Below are 24,602 nucleotides of genomic sequence, written 5' to 3' on the forward strand. Positions count from 1 at the left end.
TTGCCAATTACAATTGTGTTTTATTAATTCAGTAAAGGGTCAGCCTTATTTTGTTATCACTACTGCTCATTTTTCGGTGCGCATAAATCGTAAAATACTTTGCTAATTTTCTTTTTATATTGCCCTGCTATTTGCAGATATAGGCCTTACATGGATTACCAAAACAACTTTTTAAGTCAATCACAACACGCTGCACTGCAACAAGCGCTAATCAATACCAAGCTATTAAGCTGCCTTTCAGTAAATAGTGAAGATGTGCCTTCGCTAGAGCAGCAAGCTTATGGGGCTATTGCAGTTATGCTTTATCGCTTTAATTTACAAAAAATAAAATGGTCGTCGTTTTTAAAAACTGCAATAAACTCAGCTACCAATACCTGCCAATGATTAACCACCGAACTTGTAAGGTGCCAGCAAGAATACAAAGCCCGACCAAACGACGCTGTAATCATTGAGCAAAGCGCATTTTTTAACGGAATTTTTAGTGAAGAACTCGCCTACATTAACGCCTTACTAGGTACTGAAACGCAAACTTAATATTATTGCTAAGCATAAGTAAAATAACCCTTTAGTTAATAGCTGTGCTTTTCATCCTCAAACGTCTATCGGTACGTAAATTGCTGTTATTAATATTCTTACTTTAAGAGTTAACAACTAATAACTCTGCCGCTATTAAATAAAACGAGGACAATATGAGTAATAAACAACTAATTACGACGATAGGTATAGGTCTCGCTGCTGCTTCTGCTGGTATGTTAACAAGGAAAACTTTACAAAAGTCGTGGGAAAAGGTTACCAACGAACCAGCCCCTAAAGATAAACCAAGTGAGAGCACAGATCTTAAAGAAGCCGTTACATGGGCGGTAGTCTCAGGTATTGGAGCGGGCGCTGCAAGAATGGCCGTACGTTACGTACTAGATAAGCGTAAATCTAAGTAGCCAAAGTCATCTCTCTTATAAACAAATATCTCTTATAAATACTTATTTTTTATAAGAGATATTTGCTGCTAGCTTTATAAATAACGCGTGCCAAAACACGCTTAATTAAATTAATAATATTGATTACTCTATTTAAAAATTAGCACAAAAAAAGGTGAAACTAAGTTTCACCTTTTTTATTAAATCAATAAATAATTATGCAGTAGATACGTTGCTTGCCCCTGCATTGTTAAGTATTTCTTCAATAGCGTTCTGATTATCGCTACTGTACTTAACACCAATTAAAATAGAGCCTTTTTCAATCGCATCTTCATAATATTTAATTTCGTGCTCAGGAATAAACGCACCAATTGCAGCACCTAAAGTACCACCAACAGCAGCGCCTGCGCCACCAGCAGCAAATGCAGCCACTAATGGACCAGCGACTAGTAAACCTGTACCACCTGTTGCAACAATTCCTACAGCAGTAAAACCACCTACAATTGCAGCAATAATACCACCTGAAGCCGCGCCTAAAATTCCGCCTTCAGCAGCTTTGGTTCCTTCATCAACAGCAAAATCTTCCTTTGCGTATGAGTCGTTGGCTACAACACTTATATCGGCTTCACTAACGCCTAGCGCTTCTAATCTATAAATAGCCAGTGTTGCTTGTGATGCATTATCAAATAACCCAGTAATAACGGTACTCATAATAACTCCTTTTTAAATTTAAAAAATACACATATTACTAAGCAAAACCCAAACCAGATATTTAACCATTAAAAATCAGTACGTTAAATATAAAGCCAGTGCTAACTAGCTTATTTAAAAGGTAAAAGTTGCTGAGCTTTGTAAAAAACTCCTACCTAAAAACTAAACTTACTGGCAAACAGCCCACAGCTTTCATAAAAATAAAGTTATACCAACCCGCTTAATTAAGTGATCTATTTTGAGGATGGAGAAGCGTGTTGATAGCAAGGCAAAAAATTCGCTATTTAGTTGTTCTATATGAGAATTTTTTAACGCAGATAGCGACACGTTTAGCCCCTAAAAATGATTAAGTATTATTGCGGATTGGTATTATTACTTACTCCAGGTAATTTCGGCTAATTGATTGGTCGCTGTTTGATGAATAATGAGACCGTTATTACCCATACGCATGTGCCTAATTAGGCCAGAGTAAACGCCTTCTTTACTCGGAATTTGCCAGCTCTGCATGGTTTCGGTATTAAGATCAAACCTAACTAACGTTTCGGGGCGTTTAGCCGACTCATTAAACCAAATAGCGCTGTCGGCATATTCAATGGCATACGGATGGCTGTTTTTACCGCTTGGGTTATCCCACTGGGTGATATTGCCGTTTTTAGGGTTATAGCGGCCAAGTTTGCCCATGCCAGAGTTTACATAAAACACCATATCATCAGGTGTAATAGCAAGGCGCCTAGTATGGGTTTTAGCACCAGGGAGTTTTATTTCGCTAAGCGCCATGGTGTTTTTATCAACTTTAACCAAACAGTTACTGCCATTACACGACACCCAAGGCGTCCCGTTTGAATCAAGCTTTATACCATAAGGTCGCGAGCCTTTAGTGGGCAAAGTAACCAGTTGAATATCGCCACTTTTAGGATTTAGCTTACCAACCATGTTGCTGTGCTGCAGGGTAAACCAAAAAATGCCTGCGTTATCAAACACGCCAGTATGTGGGTCTCGGGCGTTTTTATCAGGCATTTCATACACTTTAAATTTTTCGGTTTTTAAATCTAAATACCCAACCGTGCCATTTTTATTGCCTAAAAACCAAGGGGTTTGGTTTTTATCAAGCGATACACTGTGCGCGTACGTACCACTTGGCAAAGTGTACTCTTTCATTTCACCGGTTTTAGGGTTTAACCTACCTAAAATATTGCCCCACTGGCCAACCCACCAAATAAGTCCGTTTTTACCTTGCACGGGGTCACGAGCGCGCTGCCCAAGCGTAGGAACTTGCCAGTATTTAAAGCTAAGTTTTAAATCGCCTTTTACCACCGTTGACTCACGCTTAGTGTTAACAGGGTAGTGCTTTGCCAAATACGTGCTTATATCTTGACTAAGCGCAGTACCCTCGCCTGTATCAACCATATAGCTTATTAGTGTTTGCCAATCCGCTTGGCTATAACCCGCACTGCGCTCTAGGTTGTTTAAACTATGGCAACTGGCACAAAGCTGCTCAACTAATACCCCAGGCTCATTACTCAATACAGGCAGCGGCGCAGCCAAAGCCCCTAGCGCAGCCATTGCCACAACGTGTTTATTAAATAAAAATCGATTTTTACGCATAACGCCCTCCCTTGTTTTTAATATTAAAGCATAGGGCGAAAGTGTTTACTATGTGAGCTATTGGCTTTGTTTTTCAAAACTTCGTTCTAGTGGATTTTATGAGGATTGTGTTAATTTAAAGAACTTTCCAAAAATAGAACTCTATAAATAAAGCTTAAATGAAAAAAATACTATGGCTATTACTAGCCCTTATATATCTATCAGGTTGTGATATTCAACATAGCGAATCTAAAGTGCTTAATAAACCAAATGAAGTACCAGGTAAGGCATTTTGGGTCGGCGGTTTAGATGGAGGTGTATTTGCTTTAATAGATAAAAGTAAAAATTTAGAACCAAATGAATACTATGGAAAAATATATTATGTTTCGGGAGATACAGCTTATATAGGTAAAATGATTCTATTACCAAAAAATAGTGGCGCTATAGATTACCTAAACCCAAAAATTTACCAAGGGTGGGATGGAAATACTTTGTACCTTGAAGGAAATAAGCAACTTAAGGTTCATCAGTGAAACTTAAAATACGTACAACTTGATGTAACTTAGTTCCAACCAAAGGCTGCCGCTAACAGCAGCCTGATGCTTTAAAACATTTTAATTTATAAGGTCTCGTGTGTTTTCACAATTTGCAAAAGAGCCCAGAGCAATAGCTCTTACTGCATATCTAGCACGACTAAACATTTTAGCCTCCCCCTTAAATTAATTGCCCAACAACATTAACGCAATTATGGGCAATAACGGGGAATATTAAGCTCCCTGTGCGCTCTCTTAGCCACAGTAATATAAAGCCATAACTCCCCGTTAATAAGATAGAGATTAACAAAAAGTGCCACTCGCCATCGCTAAACATAACTCCGTGTAACAAACCAAATAACAAGACTAACAATAATCCACCTACATTTAATGGCGCGCCCGCCAAACAGTATCGCTTTGATACTATTGCTAAGGATATACAAAATAGTAAAACCCCTCTAAACATAGGTTCTTCGTCTAACCCAGGCATGGTAGCTTGATAAAGTAATGTTTCTAAATCATAACGAGGTTCGCCACTCCAAAACAAAGAAACAATGGCTTGTAACATTACAAACAAGCACAAAACAATTAAAGCTGGCTTTGTAGAGCCTTCAATCTGCCTAAAAGTAAAACCTGCATCGACAATACTAAAACCACGTTTATATTTAGCTAGAGCGAAAAGTACACACCCCCACAAAATAATTACAGCTATCTTGCCAGACCAATTCCAAGACAAATCAGCAAAAAATATATCTAAAGGAATAACTTCAGCGCCTCTGAATAAAGCAAAAACGTAACACGTAAAAATCCCTAATGAGATCAAAGACCAAGTTATGTTTATATCAACTTTATTAAGTGCTTTTAGTATTAAAGTTAAAATAAAAATAACACCGACATTTGCAAATACGGCTATAAATGCATCTTCCATGTATACCTCGTTAGTAAGAGCATATTGCCACTTACTTTTATTATTATTTTATGTAGTACCTAATAGTAATCCTAAATTAAATACTATTAAACAATTACTTAATTCTTAAAGCAGCTTTGGGGTTTATTGATGGCAGAGGCGTATGTAGAGCATTTTTGTAAAGCTTTTAGCTATCACCCAATACGCCAGCAAGTTAAGCGCCTACAAGTAATAGCATTGTATTTGTATTTATCTTTAGCTGTGGTTATTACATTGGCTATGCGTTGGGTTTCGCTTCGCTCAAACCAACCTACGGTTGTTGCACGCCTACAAGCTTGCGTATAATGCCCGCATTCTGGCTGAATGTATTAGCCGCTAATTTGGATTTTAATAATGAAAAAACTCTCTGCAGTGCAAGTAAAACAACAAGCACTTGTGCTTAATGTTGCCGACAAACTCGAAGCACAAGGGCGCGAAGAAATCCCTGGCATGTTGCAGTGTTGGTTTGATGTGGAATATCACTTATTTCCAAGTTCATTACTGCTTTGTTTTCAGTTTGAAAGCGAGCAAGCATTAGCTGCCGCAGAGCCTGATTTATTAAAATGGCAAAAGCGTTTAAGCGGCGCAATGCTTAAAAAAGGCGTGATTTTAAAAGATATGCGTAAACATTTAGTGTTTACCTTAAAAGGCCCTGACGATTAAAGAAGGGCTTTAAATTAGGATTAGAGCAGAGCTTTGCAACGCTACAGTTTATAACTACTAATTTAAGCACATGATAAGGGCAATAAAATCGACCTTAATTATAACCCGCTGAATATAGCTTTTGCGGTTATTAAATGGAGGTAATGTTCTTTTAGCTTCTTTATCAAATTATTTTTAAACGGCATTACAGGGGGAGGGCTTTACACTTCTCCTTAATCACAAAAAGTAGAATGGTCGGCGCCTGCCGAATGCTATTATTGCTCGTAATCGAATTAAGTTAAGCCCAAGATAAAACATTTCACTGAAACTTTTTTATCAACTGATTTGCATTATTTATATGTATTTGGCACTTTTCTGTAGTTAATAAGCTTTCATCTAAAGATTTTTCTTTATCTGCATTTTCAAATGAATTAATAAAATCAACCTGCGCACTATAAAATCGATTACTTAAATCAGAGTTTGACTCTAACTCAGAGCTTAAATAACTATTTAGCTCATTATGCAACTTGCTATATTCTTTTATTTTTTTGAGAGTGGCTTTATTATTTAAATTTTCACAGAGCATTAAGCCCGCCGAAGTTTTTCCAGCAAGATGAAAGTCAGCACTTAGCGAAGCCATTAAAAAAATACTAAGCATCATTTAAAGTTCCTTTTTAAATATATAAAAATAAATTTTAATAAACTCGGATAAGGGCCTAAATGGGGTCAAATCTTGACTTCAGACATTAAACAATCTCGAAGTTTTTCCAATTGTAATTTAACCTTTTCATCTTCAACCATTAATTTATTCAACCTACCAACAGCTTTCGATATCGTCGAATAATGCTCAACATTAAAAACAGCTGCTAATGCCTGCAAATTTAACCCTGTTAAATCTTGGCATAATTTAATAGCAAACCAGCGTGGTAAATTTTTCTTTTTTCGCCCCTTTTCAACCGTTATAATCTCATTAACTTCAACATTAAAGTATTGAGCTAAGTAAACTATAACATCATCTACTGAGTGCTTTTTACTAACAAGCTTTCTTTCGCTATCTGGCTTGGCAATATAGTCTTTTATATTTTCAATAAAGTCCTCACAACCCAAAACCGACAATAACTTTTTAGCACTATAAAAAGCGCTTATCTCTTCATTATTTTCATATTCAACAAACTGTTTGTAAGCAGCATATTTACGCTTTTTACCTTGCAGCGAAAATATAAAGTCTCGAACTAACCATTTTGGCGTCGCTGTTTTTTTGATAAAAGCTGAATAGCTAGACCATTTATAGTCAATGAGTTCATCTACTAGCGGTGTACTGGCCTCTATTGGGTTACGATGTATGTAACGACTAACGTGTACTAAGTAATTATCAGCATCCACCAGCACAGCCTTATAGCGACCTCTAAACAGTGCACCATCTGTATTGTATGTTCTATTAAAATATTGCGTATAGAGACCATTAATATGTTTCATGGCTCTGCCTAAGTTTGCATCTGGGGTTTTTATTAGTAGGTGGTAATGATTGGTCATTAAACAATACGAATGCACTTCAATATTAAAGCGAAGGCTTGCTTGTTCAATGCAATATAAAAAATGCTTAAAATCGTCATCACTCAAAAAGGTATTTTCACGCCCTCTGCCGCGATTCATCACATGATAAAACGCATTTTCATACTCTATTCGCAGCGGTCTAGACATAATAATAAACTCAATGAGCAATAAACTATAAATCTAGACCATTGATGTATGAAGTCAAGATTTGACCCCCTTTGGTTTTCATGAAGTCAAGATTTGACCCCCTTTGGTTTTCATGAAGTCAAGATTTGACCCCCTTTGGTTTTCATGAAGTCAAGATTTGACCCCCTTTGGTTTTCATGAAGTCAAGATTTGACCCCCTTTGGTTTTCATTGATGTATGAAGTCAAGATTTGACCCATTTGGTTTTCAAAAATAACCCCTTAGTTAGTATGGTTTATTCAGTTTTACTAGAACAATGTTAAAAATAAGCTTAATACCCAGAAAGAAAAGTGAAGTTTCTAAAATTGTTCCACAAGTCTTCGCTGCAATGAAGCAAAATCTTTTACACAAACTAGCCGTTAATATTCATTTGGCAGTCAACAAGCTTCATAGTTTAGTATCTTCTCTAATAGAGTCTGGCCCACCTAAATTTCGTTCAGCAAGTTTGGTCTCTATTTCAGAAAAGTCGCTAGGCGCATAATGGCCTAAAGTCTCAAATATACTAGACAATAGTTTTTCATTACTGAAGTTTTTAGCATTTACAATGCCTTCAATAAAAGGCAGTGTTCGTACAATACTAGTTTTAGCTTTTTGGTAAGCACTTTCGCATCTATGTAAAACAAATTGATTACCTACATTTTTGGCTTCTAATTTTCGCTCAATCCTCTTAAATATATCTGTAAATACTTCAGTATTCGCGACATGCTTCTCATAATTTACTTCTCGCATATAATCAAAAATTGACTCTGTAAGAGTTAGATTCCATATCAATACATCATAGTAATGAGACAACAAGAACTCCGATTCTGAACGATACATTGGGAACGTAGATTTATAATGAGCAAATTGAGAATCTTCATACTCGACATAATGTTCTATAGCAGAGCTAATGCCATGACTTTTGATGTGAAGATTGAAGTCCGGGAATAGCAGAAGGTCTGCGATAACAGAGAACTCACCACCTAATTGTTTAAAATTTACATATACTTTTTCTATTACCTTAGATTTTCTAAGAATGACTGAGTACTCTTTTTCTAAACCAAGTTTAGCCTCACTTACTTTTTCACCTTTACTTGTTTCTTTAGAGCTAACAAATTGAGTAATTTCATCGAGTTTAAATAAAATAAATGAATCCATTTCTGCTTCTCTATCTATATACTCGTAAAATTTAGTTACCCCCTTTCTCAATTCTAAATAGTTAGAAAATTCTTTTGAATTTTTTACACGTTCTTTTATGTTAGGTTCAATAAATGTAAGCCCGTTATCAATTAACATCTCATGTTCATTCTTCAAGCTCCAGATTGCGAAATCTAAGGCTGTTTCTTTGGCAAGCTTGGGGTTTTTATCCATCCATTCATGAATATAATTATCTCCCAATAAAAACAAAGAGTTACTGTAAATCCTCTCATTATCAGAATATACTTTTTGAATATCTACATGAAAAAAATTACAAAAGTTAAACTCGTCTTCTAATGCTCTTAATGATTCAGAAACTAATAAGATTGTTTCGTAATATCTTGCCCTGTTTTGGTCATGTACTAGGTTTTTATAATTTGCATCTAGCACTTGAGCGTGAATCTTACTAACCTGTTCCATGTTTTCTTTATGCATTTCAGTGGCTGCATTCATAGCTATAATGGTTTGAGCCATACTTTTATTGTGATGCTCTATTGCTAACTTCAAAGACTTTTCTGAACTATCTTGCGTAGCATCAAAAGATAAGAAGCCCAAAATAAAAGTAGCGATTGGGAAAGCGATTGAAGCCAAATAGAACTCTAATCTTCTCTCTCTCTTTTCCCGCATTTTCATATTTTCTTCATGTTTTTTCTTTTTGATATTCTTTCTTTTTTCTAAAAAACTTTCATTTCTCATTTTTCTAATTTCTAATTTCTAACTTTGGACTTCCCAGCTTTCGCTAGACAGTTTCTAACTCAGAAAAATACGCTTCCTCAAATTTAGCAGGTGAAACACCGCCTGTATGCGAGTGACGTTTTTTCGGATTGTAAAACATTTCTATAAAATTAAATATCTCTGCTTTCGCATCATTGCGGGTTGAGTAAATCTTCCTTTTAATTATCCGCTTTTTAATCGTTGCAAAAAAGCTTTCAGCAACTGCATTATCGTGACAATTCCCAGCTCGACTCATGGAAGGTACAAGGTTATGTTCTTTCATAAAAGCTAAGTAATCAGCACTACCATATTGGCTTCCTTGATCACTATGTACCAATACGTCAGTTTTGGGTTGGCGCTGATAAACTGCCATGAGCAATGCTTTAATCACTAAGTGCTTACCCATGTTTTTATCCATCGACCAGCCTACTATGCGCCTAGAGAATAAATCCATGACAGTTGCTACAAACAAGAAGCCTTCATAGGTTCTCACATAAGTAATATCACTTACCCAAGTTTGATTCGGCGCAGGAGGATTAAACTGACGAGCTAACAAGTTATCTGCAATGCGTGATGTTTTACCACTTTTAATATGGCGACGTTTATAACCTGTTTGCGCTTTGAGTTTATGTTGACGCATGATCTTAGCTACTCGATTAACACTACATTGCTCAACGGCTTCACGTAAACCTGCGTGTATCCAAGGACTGCCTTAAGTGCCACCACTGGCAACGTAAAACTCTTTAATAAGCTTAAGCAAGCGGCTATCTTCAAGCACTCTATCACTTACAGGCTTTTTTAACCACGCATAGAAACCACTGCGATGCAGCTTAAAAAGGCGGCACATCGTAGTAATGGAAAACTCATCTTGGTGATCTCGGATGAAGCCGTACTTTACTCGGGGTTGCTGGCAAAGTACCTTGCGGTCTTTTTTAGAATATCCCGCTCCTCCGTGACACGTTTCAATTCAGCCTCTAGTTTAGCAATCCTAAGTTGTTCTTCTGATGACTTAACCGATTTAGGTTTATCTGATAGCTGGCTGCGCCAGTGATATAATGTTTTAGTACAAATACCTAATCGTTCTGATACTTCAGCAACTGAATAATCACGTTCAGTAATTTGTTTAACAGCTTCTATTTTAAATTCTTGGGTATACCGTTTGCCTTTGCTCATAAAACACCTCTAATAAGAAGTTACAATGTAACTCACTGGGTGACTAGCAAATTCTGGGAAGTCCAAGTTGACTATATTAATGATAAAGAAAACCGGCCCATAGTGATGATGTAGATTTGAGAGCTCTTTGGAGCATCGATGATTAATTCAGCTGTATAGGAATATTTCAAATTTCCAAAAAAACGAGCTCTATTTAGGAGCTCGTTTTTGTTTACTCAGTTTCCAACTAGGTTTGCAGTTTCCAACTACAATTACCTAATTTCCAACTACAATTGTCGTATTCAAAAAATTATCAATCTCTATATGTCTCAACCGCTGGGCATGAACATACTAAGTTACGGTCGCCGTATACGTCATCTATTCGTGTAACGGTTGGCCAAAACTTGTCTTTAGCAACGCTTGGCACTGGGAATGCAGCGTAAAAACGGTCATACGCGCGATCCCATTCGTTACCAAGTACATCAGCTTGTGTATGCGGTGCAAACACAAGTGGGTTATTTTCGATTGACCATTCCCCAGAGATTACTTTGTCGATTTCGCCTTTGATAGACACCATTGCTTCGATAAAGCGGTCTATCTCGCCTTTTGACTCAGACTCTGTTGGCTCAATCATCAATGTGCCCGCTACTGGGAACGACATAGTTGGTGAGTGGAAGCCGTAATCTTGTAGGCGCTTAGCTACGTCCATTTCAGTAATGCCTGACGCTTCTTTTAATGGGCGTAAGTCAACAATACATTCGTGAGCAACGCGGTTGTTGCGGCCACGGTATAAAATTGGGAAGTGCTGGCTTAGCTCATGCGTTAAGTAGTTAGCGTTCACAATGGCCATTTCGGTGGCTTGTTTTAAGCCCTCTGAGCCCATCATGGTAATGTAAGCCCATGAAATAGGTAAAATAGCCGCTGAGCCGTAAGGCGCTGCCGAAACTGCACCGTTGTTAATGTTTGTACCCGGTACGTTAATTACGCTGTGGTTTGGCATAAATGGCGCAAGGTGCGATTTAACACCAATTGGGCCTACACCTGGGCCGCCGCCACCATGTGGAATACAAAACGTTTTGTGTAAGTTTAAGTGCGATACGTCTGAGCCAATAAAGCCAGGGCTTGTTACGCCCACTTGTGCGTTCATGTTTGCGCCGTCCATGTAAACTTGGCCGCCGTGCTCATGAATAATGTCACAAATTTCGCGAATGGTTTCTTCGTAAACACCGTGTGTAGATGGGTATGTAATCATAATACACGATAAGTTTTCAGACACTTCTTCAGCTTTCGCTTTAAGATCGGCCATGTCTACGTTACCGTTTTTGTCGCAGTTAACTACCACAATTTTCATGCTGGCCATTTGCGCAGATGCAGGGTTAGTACCGTGCGCTGAACTTGGAATTAAACATACGTTACGGTGCGCGTCGCCGCGTGACTCGTGGTATTTACGAATCGCGATCAAGCCTGCGTATTCACCTTGTGCGCCCGAGTTTGGCTGTAGTGAAACCGCGTCGTAACCGGTAATGTTAACTAGCCAGTCGTGCAGCTCGTTAATCATTATTTGGTAACCTTCTGCTTGGTCTAGCGGGCAGAATGGGTGAAGGTTTGCGAATTCAGGCCATGTAATTGGGATCATCTCTGCAGTTGCGTTTAGCTTCATAGTACATGAACCTAACGAGATCATTGAGTGGTTAAGCGCTAAATCTTTGTTTTCAAGGCGCTTAATGTAGCGAAGCATGTCTGTTTCGCTGTGGTAGCTGTTAAAGTTTGGATGCGTTAGTACTTCGTCATCGCGTACTAAGCTTGCAGGAATAGAGTCGCTGCCATTTGCTTCAATATCGGCCGCGATGCTATCTACACTTAGGCCGTGGCCTTCGCCTAGTACAATATCAAATAACTGCGCTACGTCTTCACGTGTTGTGGTTTCTGATACTGAAATTGAGTATTCGCCATCGTGGTTTGTAGCAAAGTTAACGCCTTGTGCAATGGCACGTGCTATTACGTCGTCTTTACTGTCGCTTACTACTGTTAGGGTATCAAACCAAGTGCTGTGCTTAAGAGCTACACCTTTAGTTTTTAGGCCTGCAGCTAAAATATCAGCAAAGCGATGAATACGCTGCGCGATAGTTTTTAAGCCTTGTGGGCCGTGGTACACCGCGTAAAACGCGGCCATGTTGGCAAGTAGTACCTGCGCTGTACAAATGTTTGAGTTAGCTTTGTCACGGCGAATGTGTTGTTCGCGCGTTTGCATTGCCATACGTAGTGCGTCGTTACCTAAACGGTCTTTAGATACACCAATAATACGCCCTGGTAATGAACGTTTGTATGCGTCACGTGTTGCAAAAAATGCAGCGTGTGGACCGCCGTACCCCATAGGTACGCCAAAACGTTGAGCCGAACCAAGTACTACGTCGGCACCTAGTTTACCCGGTGCTTTTAATAGTAATAAACTCATAATGTCGGCAGCAACACATGCAATGGCCTTTTTGCTTTGTACGCCTGCAATTAGGTCGGTTACATCTACTACTTCACCCGATGTAGATGGGTATTGGAAAAGCGCACCAAAAATGTCGTGGTTAACAGCATCGGCTGCTTTGCCTACAATTATTTCAAAACCAAACTGCTCAGCACGGGTGCTTACTACGTCAATAGTTTGTGTGTGTACGTCGTCGGCGATAAAAAAGGCATTGGCTTTTTTAGCTTTAGATACGCGTTTTGCTAGGCCCATTGCCTCTGCAGCAGCGGTTGATTCGTCAAGTAACGAGGCGCTTGCTAAATCAAGGCCGGTTAAATCTAGGGTCATAGTTTGAAAATTTAATAACGACTCTAAACGCCCTTGCGCAATTTCCGGCTGGTACGGTGTGTACGCTGTATACCAACCTGGGTTTTCTAGTACGTTACGTAAAATTACGTGCGGTACGTGCGTTGGGTGGTAGCCTTGGCCAATGTACGATTTGAAAACTTTATTTTTGCTTGCTACCGATTTTAAGTAGCTTAGTGTTTCAACTTCAGTACGGCTTTCGCCAACTGTTAATGGCTGCTCTAAGCGAATGCTTGCAGGTACAGTTTGGTCGATCAGCTCTTGCACACTTGATACTTCTAAAGCACTTAGCATATCGCTTACTTGTGCTGGGCTAGGCCCAATATGGCGGCGAATAAAATCTTGCTTTTGCTCTAATTGTTCAAGAGATTTGGCGTTTGACATGAGTCTAGATTCCTATGATCCTAGATACTAACGGGTAATTAGTATTGATTAAAATATGTGATGATTTAAAAACTTACGGTGTATGGAGTAGGCTGTTAAATCATAAAAGCCCCGATATTTATATAAATACTCGGGGCTTTAGACTAAGAGTATTACTCTTCGTCGATTGTGTTAGCGTAATCTTCTGCGCTAAGTAGGTTTTCAAGCTCTGATTCGTCAGTTGCTTTAAGGCGGAATAACCAGCCGTCACCGTATGGGTCGTTGTTAACCGTTTCTGGTGAATCTTCTAGCTCTTCGTTAATTGCTACAATTTCGCCACCAATTGGTGCGTAAATGTCTGATGCAGCTTTAACCGACTCTGCTACTGCACAGTCTTCGCCTGCGTCTACTTCGTCGCCAACTTCTGGTAATTCAACAAATACCATGTCGCCGAGAAGCTCTTGTGCATGTGCAGAAATACCAACAGTAAAGGTACCGTCACCTTCGTTGCGAACCCACTCGTGAGAAGAGGCGTATTTTAAATCGCTAGGGATATTGCTCATTATTTTGTTCCTTTGGTTCTGATACCAATCAACTTAAATATTTAACCACTCGAGCGGTCTAAATAAAGCGCTATAAGTGGTTAATAACTCAATATGATTAGTATTATTGGGTGATAACACCAAATTTTTAAATGATTGATTTGCCGTTACGTACAAAGCTAGGCTTTACTACTTTAACGTTAACTAATTTTTTGCGCATTTCTACTTGGGCTGTATCACCTATTGAACGCGGTACACGTGCAAGGGCTACACTAAAACCAAGCGTTGGTGAAAAAGTACCTGAGGTAATAACCCCTTCCCCACCTTCAACAATTACTTTTGAGCCGCTACGCAATACGCCTTTTTCTTCAAGCACTAAACCCACGAGTTTATGTGTGCTTTTTTCGGCGCGTTGCTTAACAAGTACATCACGACCAATAAAGTCACGATCTTCAGGTTCCCATGCAATGGTCCACGCCATGTTAGCTGCAAGTGGCGATACGCTTTCGTCCATATCTAGGCCGTAAAGGTTCATACCTGCTTCTAAACGTAGTGTGTCACGTGCACCTAAACCTGCTGGCGCTACACCTGCATCTAGCAGTTGTTGCCATAAATCGGCTGCTTGCTCGTTCGGTACTACAATTTCGTAACCGTCTTCGCCAGTATAACCCGTTGTGGCAATAAATAAATCACCCACTTGTACACCAAAAAATGGCTTCATACCTTCAACAGCAGCTTGTTGCTCGGCATTTAAAAGTGTGGCTGTTTTTGCTTTTGCGTTAGGGCCTTGTACTGCAATCATTGCAAACTCTGGGCGCTCAGTAACGGTTACTGCAAAGTCGGCTGAAACAGTTGCTAAATGTGCTAGGTCTTTTTCGCGTGTTGCCGAGTTAACCACTAAGCGGTAAAAGGTTTCGCTAAAGTAGTAAATAATTAAGTCGTCAATTACGCCGCCTTGCTCGTTAAGCATGCCAGTGTAAAGTGCTTTACCCGGTACAGTTAATTTAGCTACGTCGTTGGCTACTAGCTTGCGTAAAAATGCTTTAGCTTGTTCGCCTTCAATATCAACAATCGTCATGTGTGATACGTCAAACATACCTGCATCGGTACGCACGGCATTGTGTTCTTCTATTTGTGAGCCGTAGTTGATTGGCATTTCCCAGCCATGAAAATCAACCATTTTTGCGCCTGCTTCAAGGTGCTTAGCATGTAGTACAGTTTTAGAAGTCATAACATTCCTTCACGTTTTAAATTAACCCTGTGCGGGCGTGGCTTAAATAGGTTTTATTAATACAGGTAAACACATAATGTTTACCTGTTAGTTATAAGTATTAAGCGGCTTCGCTTTGCATAATTGCAAAGCCTTGTGCTTGCAGGTGCTGTTGCCATTTTTGAAGTTCTTGTTGTTTAGCTACTAACACAAAATGTTGTTCGTCGTTTTTATCTATTGCGGTAATAAATACTTCGCCGCTTTGCGCGCCATAACATAGCTGCGGGTTTGATAAACGCAGCCCTGGCGTTAATTTAAACGCGCTTATTAAGGTATCAAAGGCGTTTTCACCACACAGTGCAAGAGTTGCTAAGTCGCTACGTAGTACATAATCAATATCAAAACGTAGTTGTTGCTCGTTTATAAGTGCTTGTAATTGCAAGCTTGCGTTGTGCGGTAGCACAAATCTAAATGCGGTTTCGCTAAAGTAATAAACGGCAAAACTGTAATCTGAATTTAAATCGCCATCGAGCGTGCCTTTTAGGCCTAAGCCACTAGCGGTTAGCTTAGTTAAATCTAAGCCTAATATAGTGCTTAAAAATACACTGGTTTCACTGCCGCTAAAATCCATAACAACCAGGTTGTTATTAGCTTGCACTGCATTAGTAACCGCGCTTGCAGCATTGCTGTGGCGGGCAAACATTATTGGATTAAAAGTCATAACAAACACCTATGTATTTTTGATACCAAAAGTATATTGCGCCGCTGTGACAACAACAAATTGTAATTATTTATCAATTGATAAATAATACTTATATATATGGCTATATAAATTGTAATTTTAAATATGAAAAACATTTCGACCGACAGTTTACGTACCTTTGTGATGGTAGTTGAGGTAGGCGGCTTTGCAAAAGCAGGCGACCTATTAGGCTTATCGCAACCGGCTGTAAGCCTACAAATTAAACGCCTAGAAGATTTACTCGGTTATAAATTATTTAAAAAACAAGGCCAGCGCCAAGTACTTAACCAATACGGCGAACTACTACTGCCAATGGCAAAACAAATGATGCAACATAACGACGCTATTTTGCAGCAATTCACCTCTGAGAGTATTACCGGTAAAGTGCGCTTGGGCATACCTAGCGAATTTGCTGCACGTATATTGCCCTCTATTATTGGCGACTTTGTGGCGTTATACCCAGAGGTATCTTTGGAGGTTAAATCGCGCCTTAGTAAACATTTGCTTTCGGCTTCAAGGCAGGATCAGTTTGATTTAGTGTTAGCGCTAAACGAGCAACTTAACTCTGATAAGTTCCCTATTTTTATGCAAGACGAACTAGTGTGGGTGGGCGATTTAGCACTGGCTAAAAATGAGGTTATTACTTTGGTTACCGCACCAGAGGGCTGTATTTATAGACGCCGAGCTACCGACGCACTTAAAAGTGCGGGTATTAAATACCGCATTGTATATAGTAATGCCGATTTAACTGGCCTTATAGCAGCCATAAAAGAAGGGTTAGGTATTACGGTACTGGCAAAAAGCACGGTGCCAAGTGATCTTAATTTTCAGCCACAAAGTAAACATTTACCAGCACTTGGTAGCATTGGCATTAGCTTAGTTAAAAGTACTGGCGAATCAGAACACGCTGTAGATAAACTTGCTGAGTTTATAGCACTACGCTTAGGGTATTAACCTACCTTTTGTTAAATAAGTCTATTAAAAGCAGGACTTACCAGTGCTAACTACATTAAACCTCATTATGAGCTAGCACAGCAGTAAAGCGCTTAACTCAACCTCAGATTAATTATTTACTTTTAGTGAATAAAAAATCACGTAAAACTAAAAATTAAGTTAATTCTTATTGCTAAATGTTCTAAATAAGTAAACAGTTAAACTCGTAATAACATTGATTCGTATTTGTTAACGTGTTTAAATTGCGTCGATTTACATAATTGACATGATTAAATTAGGACACGCAATGACACCTAAGTTTTTAGTATCTACCCTAGCAACTGCCGTTGCACTATCTTTAAGTGCTGCTGCAACAGCCAAAGATAGCAGTGAAAATGAGCAAAACTTCGAACAAATTACCGTTATTGGTTCTGAGCAGGCAATAAACGACATCCCTGGTTCTGCTACTTTTATATCTGATGAAGAACTACAAAAATTTGAATTTACCGATATTTCACGTGTATTAGCATCAGTACCTGGCGTTTACGTACAAGAAGAAGACGGCTATGGTCTTCGCCCTAATATAGGTATGCGCGGAACCGGTACTGGCCGTAACGATAAAATATCAGTAATGGAAGATGGGGTATTAGTTGCACCGGCACCTTACTCTGCACCTTCTGCTTATTATTTTCCAACTATGGGCCGCATGGAGTCTATAGAAGTATTAAAAGGGGCGGCTTCGGTTAAGTACGGCCCTCGTACTACGGGCGGTGTTTTAAACTTAGTATCGCGTAGTTTAGCTACCGAACCTAACAGCTCAAAAGGCATGGTAGATGCAGCCTTAGGTGGTGATGGCTACTACAAAGGCCATGCTTATTTTTCAAAAGAAAAAAACAACACTGCAGGTCTAATTGAAGTATTTACTTACGGTGCAGATGGCTTTAAAGAACTCCCTGTTGGCGATGACAACACAGGCTTTGAAAAAACTGACTTACTATTAAAGTTTGGTCATACTTTTGGTGAAAATGATGCCCACAGCCTTGAGCTAAAAGTGAAGTACTCGGATGAAACATCAGACGAAACTTACATGGGTTTAACTGAAGACGATTACAAAGCAAACCCTAATCGTCGTTACGCTGCATCGCAAAATGATGAAATGAACACGCGCCATAATGCGTATCAGCTTAACTATGCATACCGCTTTGGCGATGGCTACGAGTTATTAGCCACTGCTTATTTAAACGACTTTCATCGCAACTGGTATAAAGCAAGCAAAGTAAGCGAAAGCTACCTAGAGCAATACAGTAACTTTGAAGCAAACCCAACAAGTGAAGGCATTGAGGGTATTGGTATTAAAGCTAATAACCGTGACTACCAAGCAAAAGGTATTCAGTCTGAATTGCACATTCCTGCGGGCGATCACTACGTGACTGTTGGTGTGCGATACCACGAAGACGAAATGGATCGTTTTCAATGGCAAGACACCTATACGCTTAATCAAGACCTAAGCATGACGCTAACCCAAAGTGGCATTCCGGGCTCTGACAGCAACCGTGTAGATAGCGCAGAGGCAAGCACACTGTTTGTGCAAGACGAGTGGACTATTGATGCGTTAGTAATTAGTGCCGGCCTTCGTTATGAAGACATTACAATTACACGTGAAGAATGGGCTAAATCAGATTCAACGCGTAGCAATGGTTTAACTAAAAATGTATCAAATGATACTGAAATTTTAGTGCCATCTTTAGGTGCTACTTACACTCTTAACGAAAACGTAACGTTACTTGCAGGCATTCAAAAAGGGTATGCACCAGCCGCCCCAGGTAATGCAGACCAAGATGAAGAAGAAAGTGTAAATATTGAATTTGGTTCGCGTTTTAACGCAGCTGGGTTTAACGGTGAAATAATTGCGTTTTTCTCTGATTACGACAACATGCATGGTAACTGTACCGCTGCGGTTGGCTGTAGTGATGACAATATTGGTGACCAATACAACTACGGTGAAGTAGAAGTGTCGGGCTTTGAATTTAGTGCAGCACGCACTTTTAATACCGATAATATAGCATTTCCAGTTAAATTTACTTACACCTATACCGACTCTGAATTTAAAAACGATTTTGATTCAGCAATTTGGGGGCCTGTAAACGCTGGCGATGCAATGCCATACGTACCAGAAAACCAAGCTGCTTTATCATTAGGTGCTGAGTTTTCTAACTTTGTGATTAACAGCCAAATGCGCTATGTATCAAACGCTCATGCCGATTTAACTGACTCAGGCTTAGACGCTATAGATAGCCGTGTAGTATGGGATTTAGCTGCTAAATACTTAATTGATGCTAACCAAAAAGTATATTTAAGCGTAGATAACCTATTTGATAAAACCTACATTGCTAATCGTGCAAATGGCGGCATTCAGCCAGGAAAGCCACGTACGGTACAGATGGGCTACACATATAGCTTTTAAGTTTAAAGCTGGTTAAACGGTTCACCACCAGCGTAAATTATATATACAAAAAAGCCGAGATTATTAAATCTCGGCTTTTTTAATACTTATAAAGTAAGCTAACTCACATTAGTTATTTACGTTTCGCTGGCGTAATACTTCAAATAAACAAATACCGGTAGCAACCGATACGTTTAAGCTAGATACCGAACCTGCCATTGGAATTTTAACTAGTACATCACAGTGCTCACGCGTTAAACGGCGCATGCCCTCGCCCTCAGCTCCCATAACTATGGCCATTGGCCCAGTTAGGTTTGCATCAAATACATGTGTATCTGTTTCGCCAGCGGTGCCTACCACCCATACGCCTGCATCTTTAATTTCGCGCAAGGTACGTGCAAGGTTTGTTACTTGAATAAGCGGTACAGTTTCGGCCGCACCACAGGCTACTTTACGTGCTGTGCCGTTAAGCTTGGCCGACTTATCCTTAGGTACAATAATAGCGTGTACGCCTGCAGCATCAGCGCTACGAAGGCATGCACCTAAATTATGCGGATCGGTGATCCCATCTAAAACAAGTAAAAACGGTGTGTCTTCGCGAGCAATGATCTCATCAAGATCTTTTTCGTTATAAACACGCGCAGCTTTTACGTTGGCAATAATACCTTGGTGCTGCTCGTCGTTTGCTTTGTTATCAAGCGCTTTTCGCTGCATAAATTGTACAGAAATACCAAATTTACGTGCTTCATTAATAATCGGGGTTAAGCGTTTGTCGTCACGGCCTTTAAGGGCATAAATTTCTAAAAAACGCTCTGGCTCTTTTGATAAAATTGCTTCTACAGAGTGAAAGCCAAAAATTAATTCATTACTCACGTATTGTTTGCTCCTGAGCTATTACGTTTACGGGCGTTTTTGCCTGGTCTTTTAGGCTTTTTAACTGCCTTTTTTTTCGGTTTTTTCTTTGCGGTTGTTTCAGCGGCTTTTTTACCTGCTGGCTTGGCGCCAGATTTACCCGCTGGTTTACCTTTGTTTTTACTGGCTGGCTTTTTATCGCCTTTAGGTTTCTCATCGCTAGATGAATGCTTACCTGGAATTTTACCAGCCTTAAGCTGAGCTCTTACACTTGCTGGTGCATGGCTTGATTTACCTCGCCCTGCACTTTTTGGCCCACCACGACGACGTGCGTATCTGTCTTGTGGTGCATCGCCATTAAGCGTTAGGTTAATGCGGCGCTCATCTAAGCTTACCGACGCCACTTGCACAGTAACTTTGTCGCCAAGGCGATAAACAGTATGAGTGTGCTCACCAATTAAGGTGTGTTTAGCCGCATCGTGCTGGAAGTATTCGTCGCCTAAATTAGTAACATGAATTAGCCCGTCGATTTGTAAATCGTCTAGGCGTATAAATAAACCAAAATTAGTAACCGATGAAATAACCCCGTTGAACTCCTCGCCCACGTGGTCTTGCATAAATTCACATTTAAGCCAGTCGGCTACTTCGCGAGTTGCATCATCTGCGCGGCGCTCTGTGGTAGAACACTGCTCGCCAAGTTGGTCTACTTCATCGTCGGTGTACGCATACGCGCCCGATGTTTGTTGGCCTTGCGCCTTAATTACCGCTTTAATTGCGCGGTGAACCACTAAATCAGGGTAACGACGAATAGGCGATGTAAAGTGAGCATACGCAGGTAATGCTAAACCAAAGTGGCCTATATTATCTGGCTGGTAAACCGCTTGCTTCATTGAGCGAAGTAGCATGGTTTGAATAAGCTCGGCCTCTGGGCGGTCGCCTAAGCGTGCCAATACTTGGGTAATTTCTTTTGGTGTTGGCTCATCGCTTAATGTGCTTTGAATACCAAGCTCACCTAAAAACTGCGTAAAGTTACCTAGTTTTTCTTGATCAGGCTCGTCGTGTACACGGTACAAGGCGCTTGCTTCGTGTTTTTCTAATATTTTAGCCGCCGATACGTTGGCTAAAATCATACATTCTTCAATCAGTTTGTGCGCATCGTTACGAATAACCGGCACAATTGACTCTATTTTACGATGAGCATTAAATACAAAACGTGTTTCGAGTGTTTCAAATTCAATAGCACCACGGGTTTGACGCGCCGATTTAAGCGCCATATACATTTGCTGTAAATCAGTTAAATGTGGCACAACTGAGGCGTATTCTTCACGTAGTTTTTCATCACCTTGCAAAATAGCATTTACTTTGGTGTAAGTTAAACGTGCGTGCGAGTTCATAACGGCTTCGTAAAACTTGTACCCTGAAAGCTTACCCGCATCCGAAATTGTCATTTCGGCAACCATACATAAACGGTCTACTTTTGGGTTAAGCGAACATAAACCGTTAGACAGCACTTTAGGCAGCATAGGTATTACTTGCTCAGGAAAATACACTGAGTTACCGCGTGCGATTGCTTCTTTATTAAGTGGCGTGTTCATGCCTACGTAATGCGATACATCGGCAATAGCTACCCATAAACGCCATCCGCCTGACTTTTTACGCTCACAATAAACGGCGTCATCAAAGTCGCGTGCGTCTTCGCCATCTATGGTTACAAGCGGTAGGTCGCGTAAATCTACACGGCCTTGTTTGTCGGCTTCTTCAACAAATTCGCCAAGGTGGGCAACTTGTTTTTCTACTTCTTCAGGCCACACATGCGGTATATCGTGATTACGCAGTGCCACTTCAATTTCCATACCCGGCGCTAAGTGCTCACCCAGTACGTCAATAATTTTACCTACCGCGTTCATGTTACGGCTAGGGTTTTGCGTAATTTGCACTTGCACCATTTGGTTATGGCGCGCGCCGTTTTCACTACCCGGAAGGATTATAATATCTTGGGTAATACGTGGGTCTTCTGCGACTACAACTGCAATGCCATGTTCAACAAAATAACGCCCTACAATAGGTGCGCGCTCGTTGGTAAGTACTTTAATTATGCGGGCATCACATTTTGAACCCGAGCCACGCTTTGTGCCTTTAGCAAGTACTATGTCGCCGTGCAGCACCATGTTCATTTGATGCTTGGCTATAAACCAATCTTTGCTCTCGCCTTCAACTTCTAAAAAGCCAAAACCGTCTCTGTGGCCAATTACTTTGCCTTTAGTTAAACCGGCTTCGTCAATTAGGGCGTAGCATTTAAACTTGTTAAAATACAACTGGCCGTCGCGTTCCATAGCTCGAAGGCGACGCTTAAATGCAATTTGGCGCTCGGTGTCGTTTACCGCTAGTTCATCACATAACTGTGTGTAATTAGCTGGTTTTGAACGCTCTTGAAGGTGAGTAAGTATAAACTCACGACTAGGGACTGGGTTTTCGTACTTTTCTTGTTCTCGGCTGAGATTTGGATCTTGGTTTGACATTCACTATCTTGTTAGTTGGTTATGTAGGTATTTTAACCCATATACGTAAAATGAGACAGGTAAAAGCGTATGAAACTTTTAATAAACCGCGTTAATAAGTAAAACATACGCTTGTGGGGCTTAATCACCACTTAATGTAAGGGCGTTTACAACCAGCCTTTTTGCTTTGCAATACGTGCTGCATCTACTCGGTTTGTGGCATTAAGCTTAGCTATTGCATCTGATAAGTAATTACGCGTGGTGCCTTCACTTATAAATAACTGCTTGGCTATGTCGCTTGTTTTAAGGCCATCGCTTGCAAGTTTTAATGCTTTGCGCTCTTTATCGGTGAGAGGGTCGGCATCATCAAGTGCGTTTATGGCAAGCTCTGGGTCAATAACCTTTTGCCCTTGCATTACTTTTTTTAGCGCGTTTATTAGCTCATCGCTTGGTGCTTCTTTTAGTATAAAACCTTTAACACCTGCACTTAACGAGCGCCTAATGTAACCCGCACGCGAAAACGTAGTCATTATTACCATTTTTATTGCTGGGAACTTTTCGGCTATACGCTCGCTAAGCTCGATACCATTCATGCTTGGCATTTCGATATCGGTTAATATTATATCTGGCAAAGCGTTGTCGCTAAGCGCATTTATGGCTTTAAGCGCATCTTGGCCATTACTTGATTGGCCTATTACCTCAATATTAAAATCAAGGCTTAGCAAAGCGGCTACTGCGTCGCGCACCAGTGCTTGATCTTCCACTAAATATACTTTGATCATTGTAAATCCTTAGCTGTAATTGGCAGCATTACATTTAAAGTAAACTTATCGCCACAGGTGTAAGTGGCACTGCCATTAAGTTGCTGTGCACGCTCTTTAATACCGTTTAGGCCATTACCAGCGTTTAATGAGGTACAAGGGGCGTTATCAGTTACGGTTATAAGTAATTGTTGCGGCGTTTGCTCAATATTAATTTCGCAATTTTTTGTACTGCTATGGCGCAATAAATTAGTGACTGCTTCTTTGATTATAAGCCCAGCTATGCCTTCAACTTTAGCGGGTAAGGTATTTAATATAACGTTAAAGGTAACGTTAAACTCTTGCTCAATAAGCCTTTGTTTAAGCTGCGCTATTTGGCTTACTAAATTGAGTTGTTTTAAATCGCTTACTGCATTTCTTACATCGCTAAGTAACTGCCTAGCTAAATCGGCTACTTGGGCAATTTCGTTATTTGCTTGTTCGTATCGCTCGCCTTGATTCAGCTTATTAGCAAGCTCAGCTTTTAACGCAATAGAGGAAAGCGAGTGACCTAAAATGTCGTGGAGGTCGCGGGCTATTCGCTCACGCTCTGCAATAGCGGCTAACTGCTCTAATTGATTAGCGCTTTCTTGCTCGCGCATTTTATGCAGTCGCTCTTTTTGACTAGCTATACCAAAAGCAAATAATGCGGCTGAAATTAATAATGTGCCCGCTAAAAAATATTTTACGTTTTCCATATCAGCTAAGTAGGCGCTTAATAACACAGTAAAAGCAATACCAAACACTGCGTATACCCTGTGCCTTTTACTATACGATTCACCCGCTATAAAAGTGATAAACCCGTATAAGGTAGACGTGCCTGTGGTATAAAATGTAGCGCTAAAACAAACCACTAGCATCATTATAAACAGTGTAGTTATTGATTTTGTTTCACAGTTCATGGCTTTGATGTAAAGCAAAATAAATACAATGTAAAACGCTACACTCATTACAATTGTATTTACCGGCAAGTGCGATAAATTAAAAAGCGTGGGTAATAAATAAAACCCCGTAAAAATTAACGGCGCGTATTGCCAAAACTTTTTATCTGCTGGTTTTGAAAGTGTATTTTGTTCACTCATATCAATACCTCTACGTTATTATTTTTATTTAAAGCACTATTTTTATTAATAAATATAAATAACACAAAAAAGGTAACGAGTATAAAGTAATCATTTATTGAAGCACTAAAACTTAATGAATCTAAAAACTCGCTAATAGTTAGGCTTATTAAAACTAATGTATTCATAGCAACCTCCAAGTAAGTAAGGTAACTATGCCAAAGCT

22 protein-coding genes and 1 pseudogene are annotated in these 24,602 nt (G+C 39.8%); 7 read left to right on the top strand and 16 right to left on the bottom strand.

The window, feature by feature from the left end; genetic code table 11:
* Positions 1 to 150: 150 nt before the first annotated feature.
* Both PESP_RS20620 and PESP_RS14095 read left to right on the top strand, forming a co-directional pair.
* Complete coding sequence (locus PESP_RS20620; RefSeq protein ID WP_245852083.1) at positions 151 to 384, top strand: hypothetical protein; 234 nt, start codon at positions 151 to 153, stop codon at positions 382 to 384.
* 305 nt (positions 385 to 689) lie between these two features.
* On the top strand, positions 690 to 935 hold the full coding sequence (locus PESP_RS14095; RefSeq protein ID WP_089348594.1) for a DUF4235 domain-containing protein: 246 nt from the start codon (positions 690 to 692) through the stop codon (positions 933 to 935).
* 195 nt (positions 936 to 1,130) lie between these two features.
* On the opposite strand, the gene PESP_RS14100 is transcribed toward PESP_RS14095, so the two are convergent.
* Entirely contained in the window at positions 1,131 to 1,625 is a 495-nt protein-coding gene (locus PESP_RS14100) for a hypothetical protein (RefSeq protein WP_089348595.1), read from the bottom strand.
* A gap of 372 nt (positions 1,626 to 1,997) precedes the next feature.
* Positions 1,998 to 3,230 (bottom strand): Vgb family protein, encoded by a 1,233-nt coding sequence (locus PESP_RS14105; RefSeq protein ID WP_089348596.1) that lies wholly within the window; start codon positions 3,228 to 3,230, stop codon positions 1,998 to 2,000.
* Positions 3,231 to 3,388: 158 nt separating this feature from the next.
* Between PESP_RS14105 and PESP_RS14110 the strand changes: the two genes are divergently transcribed.
* Positions 3,389 to 3,742, top strand: a complete 354-nt coding sequence (locus PESP_RS14110) for a lipoprotein (protein ID WP_089348597.1) — start codon at positions 3,389 to 3,391, stop codon at positions 3,740 to 3,742.
* Between the two features lie 181 nt (positions 3,743 to 3,923).
* Here PESP_RS14110 and PESP_RS14115 read toward each other — a convergent pair whose 3' ends face one another.
* Positions 3,924 to 4,670, bottom strand: a complete 747-nt coding sequence (locus PESP_RS14115) for a CPBP family glutamic-type intramembrane protease (RefSeq protein ID WP_089348598.1) — start codon at positions 4,668 to 4,670, stop codon at positions 3,924 to 3,926.
* Positions 4,671 to 4,799: 129 nt separating this feature from the next.
* Here PESP_RS14115 and PESP_RS14120 point away from each other — a divergent pair, with 129 nt between their 5' ends.
* On the top strand, positions 4,800 to 4,994 hold the full coding sequence (locus tag PESP_RS14120) for a hypothetical protein (RefSeq protein ID WP_089348599.1): 195 nt from the start codon (positions 4,800 to 4,802) through the stop codon (positions 4,992 to 4,994).
* 48 nt (positions 4,995 to 5,042) lie between these two features.
* On the top strand, positions 5,043 to 5,351 hold the full coding sequence (locus PESP_RS14125) for a hypothetical protein (protein ID WP_089348600.1): 309 nt from the start codon (positions 5,043 to 5,045) through the stop codon (positions 5,349 to 5,351).
* Between the two features lie 298 nt (positions 5,352 to 5,649).
* Here the strand turns inward: PESP_RS14125 and PESP_RS14130 are convergent, their stop codons facing one another.
* The 8 genes and pseudogenes from PESP_RS14130 to PESP_RS14165 all read right to left on the bottom strand — a co-directional run bounded on the left by PESP_RS14130 (position 5,650) and on the right by PESP_RS14165 (position 15,768).
* Positions 5,650 to 5,991 carry a hypothetical protein gene (locus PESP_RS14130; RefSeq protein WP_089348601.1) on the bottom strand — a complete coding sequence of 114 codons (342 nt, stop codon included), beginning with the start codon at positions 5,989 to 5,991 and terminating at the stop codon, positions 5,650 to 5,652.
* 65 nt (positions 5,992 to 6,056) lie between these two features.
* Positions 6,057 to 7,031 (bottom strand): transposase, encoded by a 975-nt coding sequence (locus PESP_RS14135; RefSeq protein ID WP_089348602.1) that lies wholly within the window; start codon positions 7,029 to 7,031, stop codon positions 6,057 to 6,059.
* Between the two features lie 425 nt (positions 7,032 to 7,456).
* On the bottom strand, positions 7,457 to 8,941 hold the full coding sequence (locus PESP_RS14140) for a hypothetical protein (RefSeq protein WP_089348603.1): 1,485 nt from the start codon (positions 8,939 to 8,941) through the stop codon (positions 7,457 to 7,459).
* A 43-nt stretch (positions 8,942 to 8,984) separates the two neighbouring features.
* Positions 8,985 to 10,132: pseudogene (locus tag PESP_RS14145) on the bottom strand (IS3 family transposase).
* A 292-nt stretch (positions 10,133 to 10,424) separates the two neighbouring features.
* On the bottom strand, positions 10,425 to 13,316 hold the full coding sequence (gene gcvP, locus PESP_RS14150; RefSeq protein WP_089348604.1) for an aminomethyl-transferring glycine dehydrogenase: 2,892 nt from the start codon (positions 13,314 to 13,316) through the stop codon (positions 10,425 to 10,427).
* Positions 13,317 to 13,468: 152 nt separating this feature from the next.
* On the bottom strand, positions 13,469 to 13,858 hold the full coding sequence (gcvH, locus tag PESP_RS14155) for a glycine cleavage system protein GcvH (RefSeq protein ID WP_089348605.1): 390 nt from the start codon (positions 13,856 to 13,858) through the stop codon (positions 13,469 to 13,471).
* A 127-nt stretch (positions 13,859 to 13,985) separates the two neighbouring features.
* Positions 13,986 to 15,068, bottom strand: coding sequence for a glycine cleavage system aminomethyltransferase GcvT (gene gcvT / locus PESP_RS14160; RefSeq protein ID WP_089348606.1), 1,083 nt, complete (start codon positions 15,066 to 15,068; stop codon positions 13,986 to 13,988).
* 100 nt (positions 15,069 to 15,168) lie between these two features.
* The gene (locus PESP_RS14165) at positions 15,169 to 15,768 is read right to left on the bottom strand and encodes a hypothetical protein (RefSeq protein WP_089348607.1); all 600 of its coding nucleotides are present in this window, start codon (positions 15,766 to 15,768) and stop codon (positions 15,169 to 15,171) included.
* Between the two features lie 126 nt (positions 15,769 to 15,894).
* On the opposite strand from PESP_RS14165, the gene PESP_RS14170 reads away from it, so the two are divergent.
* Together PESP_RS14170 and PESP_RS14175 are read left to right on the top strand one after the other, a co-directional pair.
* Positions 15,895 to 16,743 carry a LysR family transcriptional regulator gene (locus PESP_RS14170; RefSeq protein WP_089348608.1) on the top strand — a complete coding sequence of 283 codons (849 nt, stop codon included), beginning with the start codon at positions 15,895 to 15,897 and terminating at the stop codon, positions 16,741 to 16,743.
* Positions 16,744 to 17,029: 286 nt separating this feature from the next.
* A complete protein-coding gene (locus tag PESP_RS14175) occupies positions 17,030 to 19,186 on the top strand; it encodes a TonB-dependent receptor family protein (protein ID WP_089348609.1) in 2,157 nt (718 codons plus the stop codon).
* A gap of 108 nt (positions 19,187 to 19,294) precedes the next feature.
* Here the strand turns inward: PESP_RS14175 and rlmB are convergent, their stop codons facing one another.
* From rlmB to PESP_RS20475, 5 genes are all read right to left on the bottom strand, one after another.
* Positions 19,295 to 20,038, bottom strand: coding sequence for a 23S rRNA (guanosine(2251)-2'-O)-methyltransferase RlmB (gene rlmB, locus PESP_RS14180; RefSeq protein ID WP_089348610.1), 744 nt, complete (start codon positions 20,036 to 20,038; stop codon positions 19,295 to 19,297).
* A complete protein-coding gene (gene rnr / locus PESP_RS14185) occupies positions 20,035 to 22,536 on the bottom strand; it encodes a ribonuclease R (protein WP_089348611.1) in 2,502 nt (833 codons plus the stop codon). The genes rlmB and rnr overlap by 4 nt, the downstream gene beginning before the upstream one ends.
* 146 nt (positions 22,537 to 22,682) lie before the next feature.
* Positions 22,683 to 23,297: a response regulator transcription factor gene (locus tag PESP_RS14190; protein ID WP_089348612.1), complete on the bottom strand. Its 615-nt coding sequence runs from the start codon at positions 23,295 to 23,297 to the stop codon at positions 22,683 to 22,685.
* Positions 23,294 to 24,397 (bottom strand): sensor histidine kinase, encoded by a 1,104-nt coding sequence (locus tag PESP_RS14195; protein ID WP_089348613.1) that lies wholly within the window; start codon positions 24,395 to 24,397, stop codon positions 23,294 to 23,296. Before PESP_RS14195 ends, PESP_RS14190 begins: the two co-directional genes overlap by 4 nt.
* The gene (locus PESP_RS20475; protein WP_164504430.1) at positions 24,394 to 24,564 is read right to left on the bottom strand and encodes a hypothetical protein; all 171 of its coding nucleotides are present in this window, start codon (positions 24,562 to 24,564) and stop codon (positions 24,394 to 24,396) included. The genes PESP_RS14195 and PESP_RS20475 overlap by 4 nt, the downstream gene beginning before the upstream one ends.
* Positions 24,565 to 24,602: the final 38 nt, after the last annotated feature.

Source organism: Pseudoalteromonas espejiana DSM 9414, from assembly GCF_002221525.1.
Classification (GTDB): Bacteria; Pseudomonadota; Gammaproteobacteria; order Enterobacterales; family Alteromonadaceae; genus Pseudoalteromonas; species Pseudoalteromonas espejiana.

Excerpts from the sequence above, each read along its gene's own strand:
- PESP_RS14110 (WP_089348597.1), top strand. The coding sequence starts at position 3,389 with ATGAAAAAAATACTATGGCTATTACTAGCCCTTATATATCTATCAGGT.
- gcvH (WP_089348605.1), bottom strand. The coding sequence starts at position 13,858 with ATGAGCAATATCCCTAGCGATTTAAAATACGCCTCTTCTCACGAGTGG.
- PESP_RS14130 (WP_089348601.1), bottom strand. The coding sequence starts at position 5,991 with ATGATGCTTAGTATTTTTTTAATGGCTTCGCTAAGTGCTGACTTTCAT.
- PESP_RS14115 (WP_089348598.1), bottom strand. The coding sequence starts at position 4,670 with ATGGAAGATGCATTTATAGCCGTATTTGCAAATGTCGGTGTTATTTTT.
- PESP_RS14095 (WP_089348594.1), top strand. The coding sequence starts at position 690 with ATGAGTAATAAACAACTAATTACGACGATAGGTATAGGTCTCGCTGCT.
- PESP_RS14140 (WP_089348603.1), bottom strand. The coding sequence starts at position 8,941 with ATGAGAAATGAAAGTTTTTTAGAAAAAAGAAAGAATATCAAAAAGAAA.
- rnr (WP_089348611.1), bottom strand. The coding sequence starts at position 22,536 with ATGTCAAACCAAGATCCAAATCTCAGCCGAGAACAAGAAAAGTACGAA.
- gcvT (WP_089348606.1), bottom strand. The coding sequence starts at position 15,068 with ATGACTTCTAAAACTGTACTACATGCTAAGCACCTTGAAGCAGGCGCA.
- PESP_RS20620 (WP_245852083.1), top strand. The coding sequence starts at position 151 with ATGGATTACCAAAACAACTTTTTAAGTCAATCACAACACGCTGCACTG.
- PESP_RS14105 (WP_089348596.1), bottom strand. The coding sequence starts at position 3,230 with ATGCGTAAAAATCGATTTTTATTTAATAAACACGTTGTGGCAATGGCT.
- PESP_RS20475 (WP_164504430.1), bottom strand. The coding sequence starts at position 24,564 with ATGAATACATTAGTTTTAATAAGCCTAACTATTAGCGAGTTTTTAGAT.
- PESP_RS14125 (WP_089348600.1), top strand. The coding sequence starts at position 5,043 with ATGAAAAAACTCTCTGCAGTGCAAGTAAAACAACAAGCACTTGTGCTT.
- PESP_RS14190 (WP_089348612.1), bottom strand. The coding sequence starts at position 23,297 with ATGATCAAAGTATATTTAGTGGAAGATCAAGCACTGGTGCGCGACGCA.
- PESP_RS14195 (WP_089348613.1), bottom strand. The coding sequence starts at position 24,397 with ATGAGTGAACAAAATACACTTTCAAAACCAGCAGATAAAAAGTTTTGG.
- PESP_RS14100 (WP_089348595.1), bottom strand. The coding sequence starts at position 1,625 with ATGAGTACCGTTATTACTGGGTTATTTGATAATGCATCACAAGCAACA.
- gcvP (WP_089348604.1), bottom strand. The coding sequence starts at position 13,316 with ATGTCAAACGCCAAATCTCTTGAACAATTAGAGCAAAAGCAAGATTTT.
- PESP_RS14120 (WP_089348599.1), top strand. The coding sequence starts at position 4,800 with ATGGCAGAGGCGTATGTAGAGCATTTTTGTAAAGCTTTTAGCTATCAC.
- PESP_RS14135 (WP_089348602.1), bottom strand. The coding sequence starts at position 7,031 with ATGTCTAGACCGCTGCGAATAGAGTATGAAAATGCGTTTTATCATGTG.
- PESP_RS14165 (WP_089348607.1), bottom strand. The coding sequence starts at position 15,768 with ATGACTTTTAATCCAATAATGTTTGCCCGCCACAGCAATGCTGCAAGC.
- PESP_RS14175 (WP_089348609.1), top strand. The coding sequence starts at position 17,030 with ATGACACCTAAGTTTTTAGTATCTACCCTAGCAACTGCCGTTGCACTA.
- PESP_RS14170 (WP_089348608.1), top strand. The coding sequence starts at position 15,895 with ATGAAAAACATTTCGACCGACAGTTTACGTACCTTTGTGATGGTAGTT.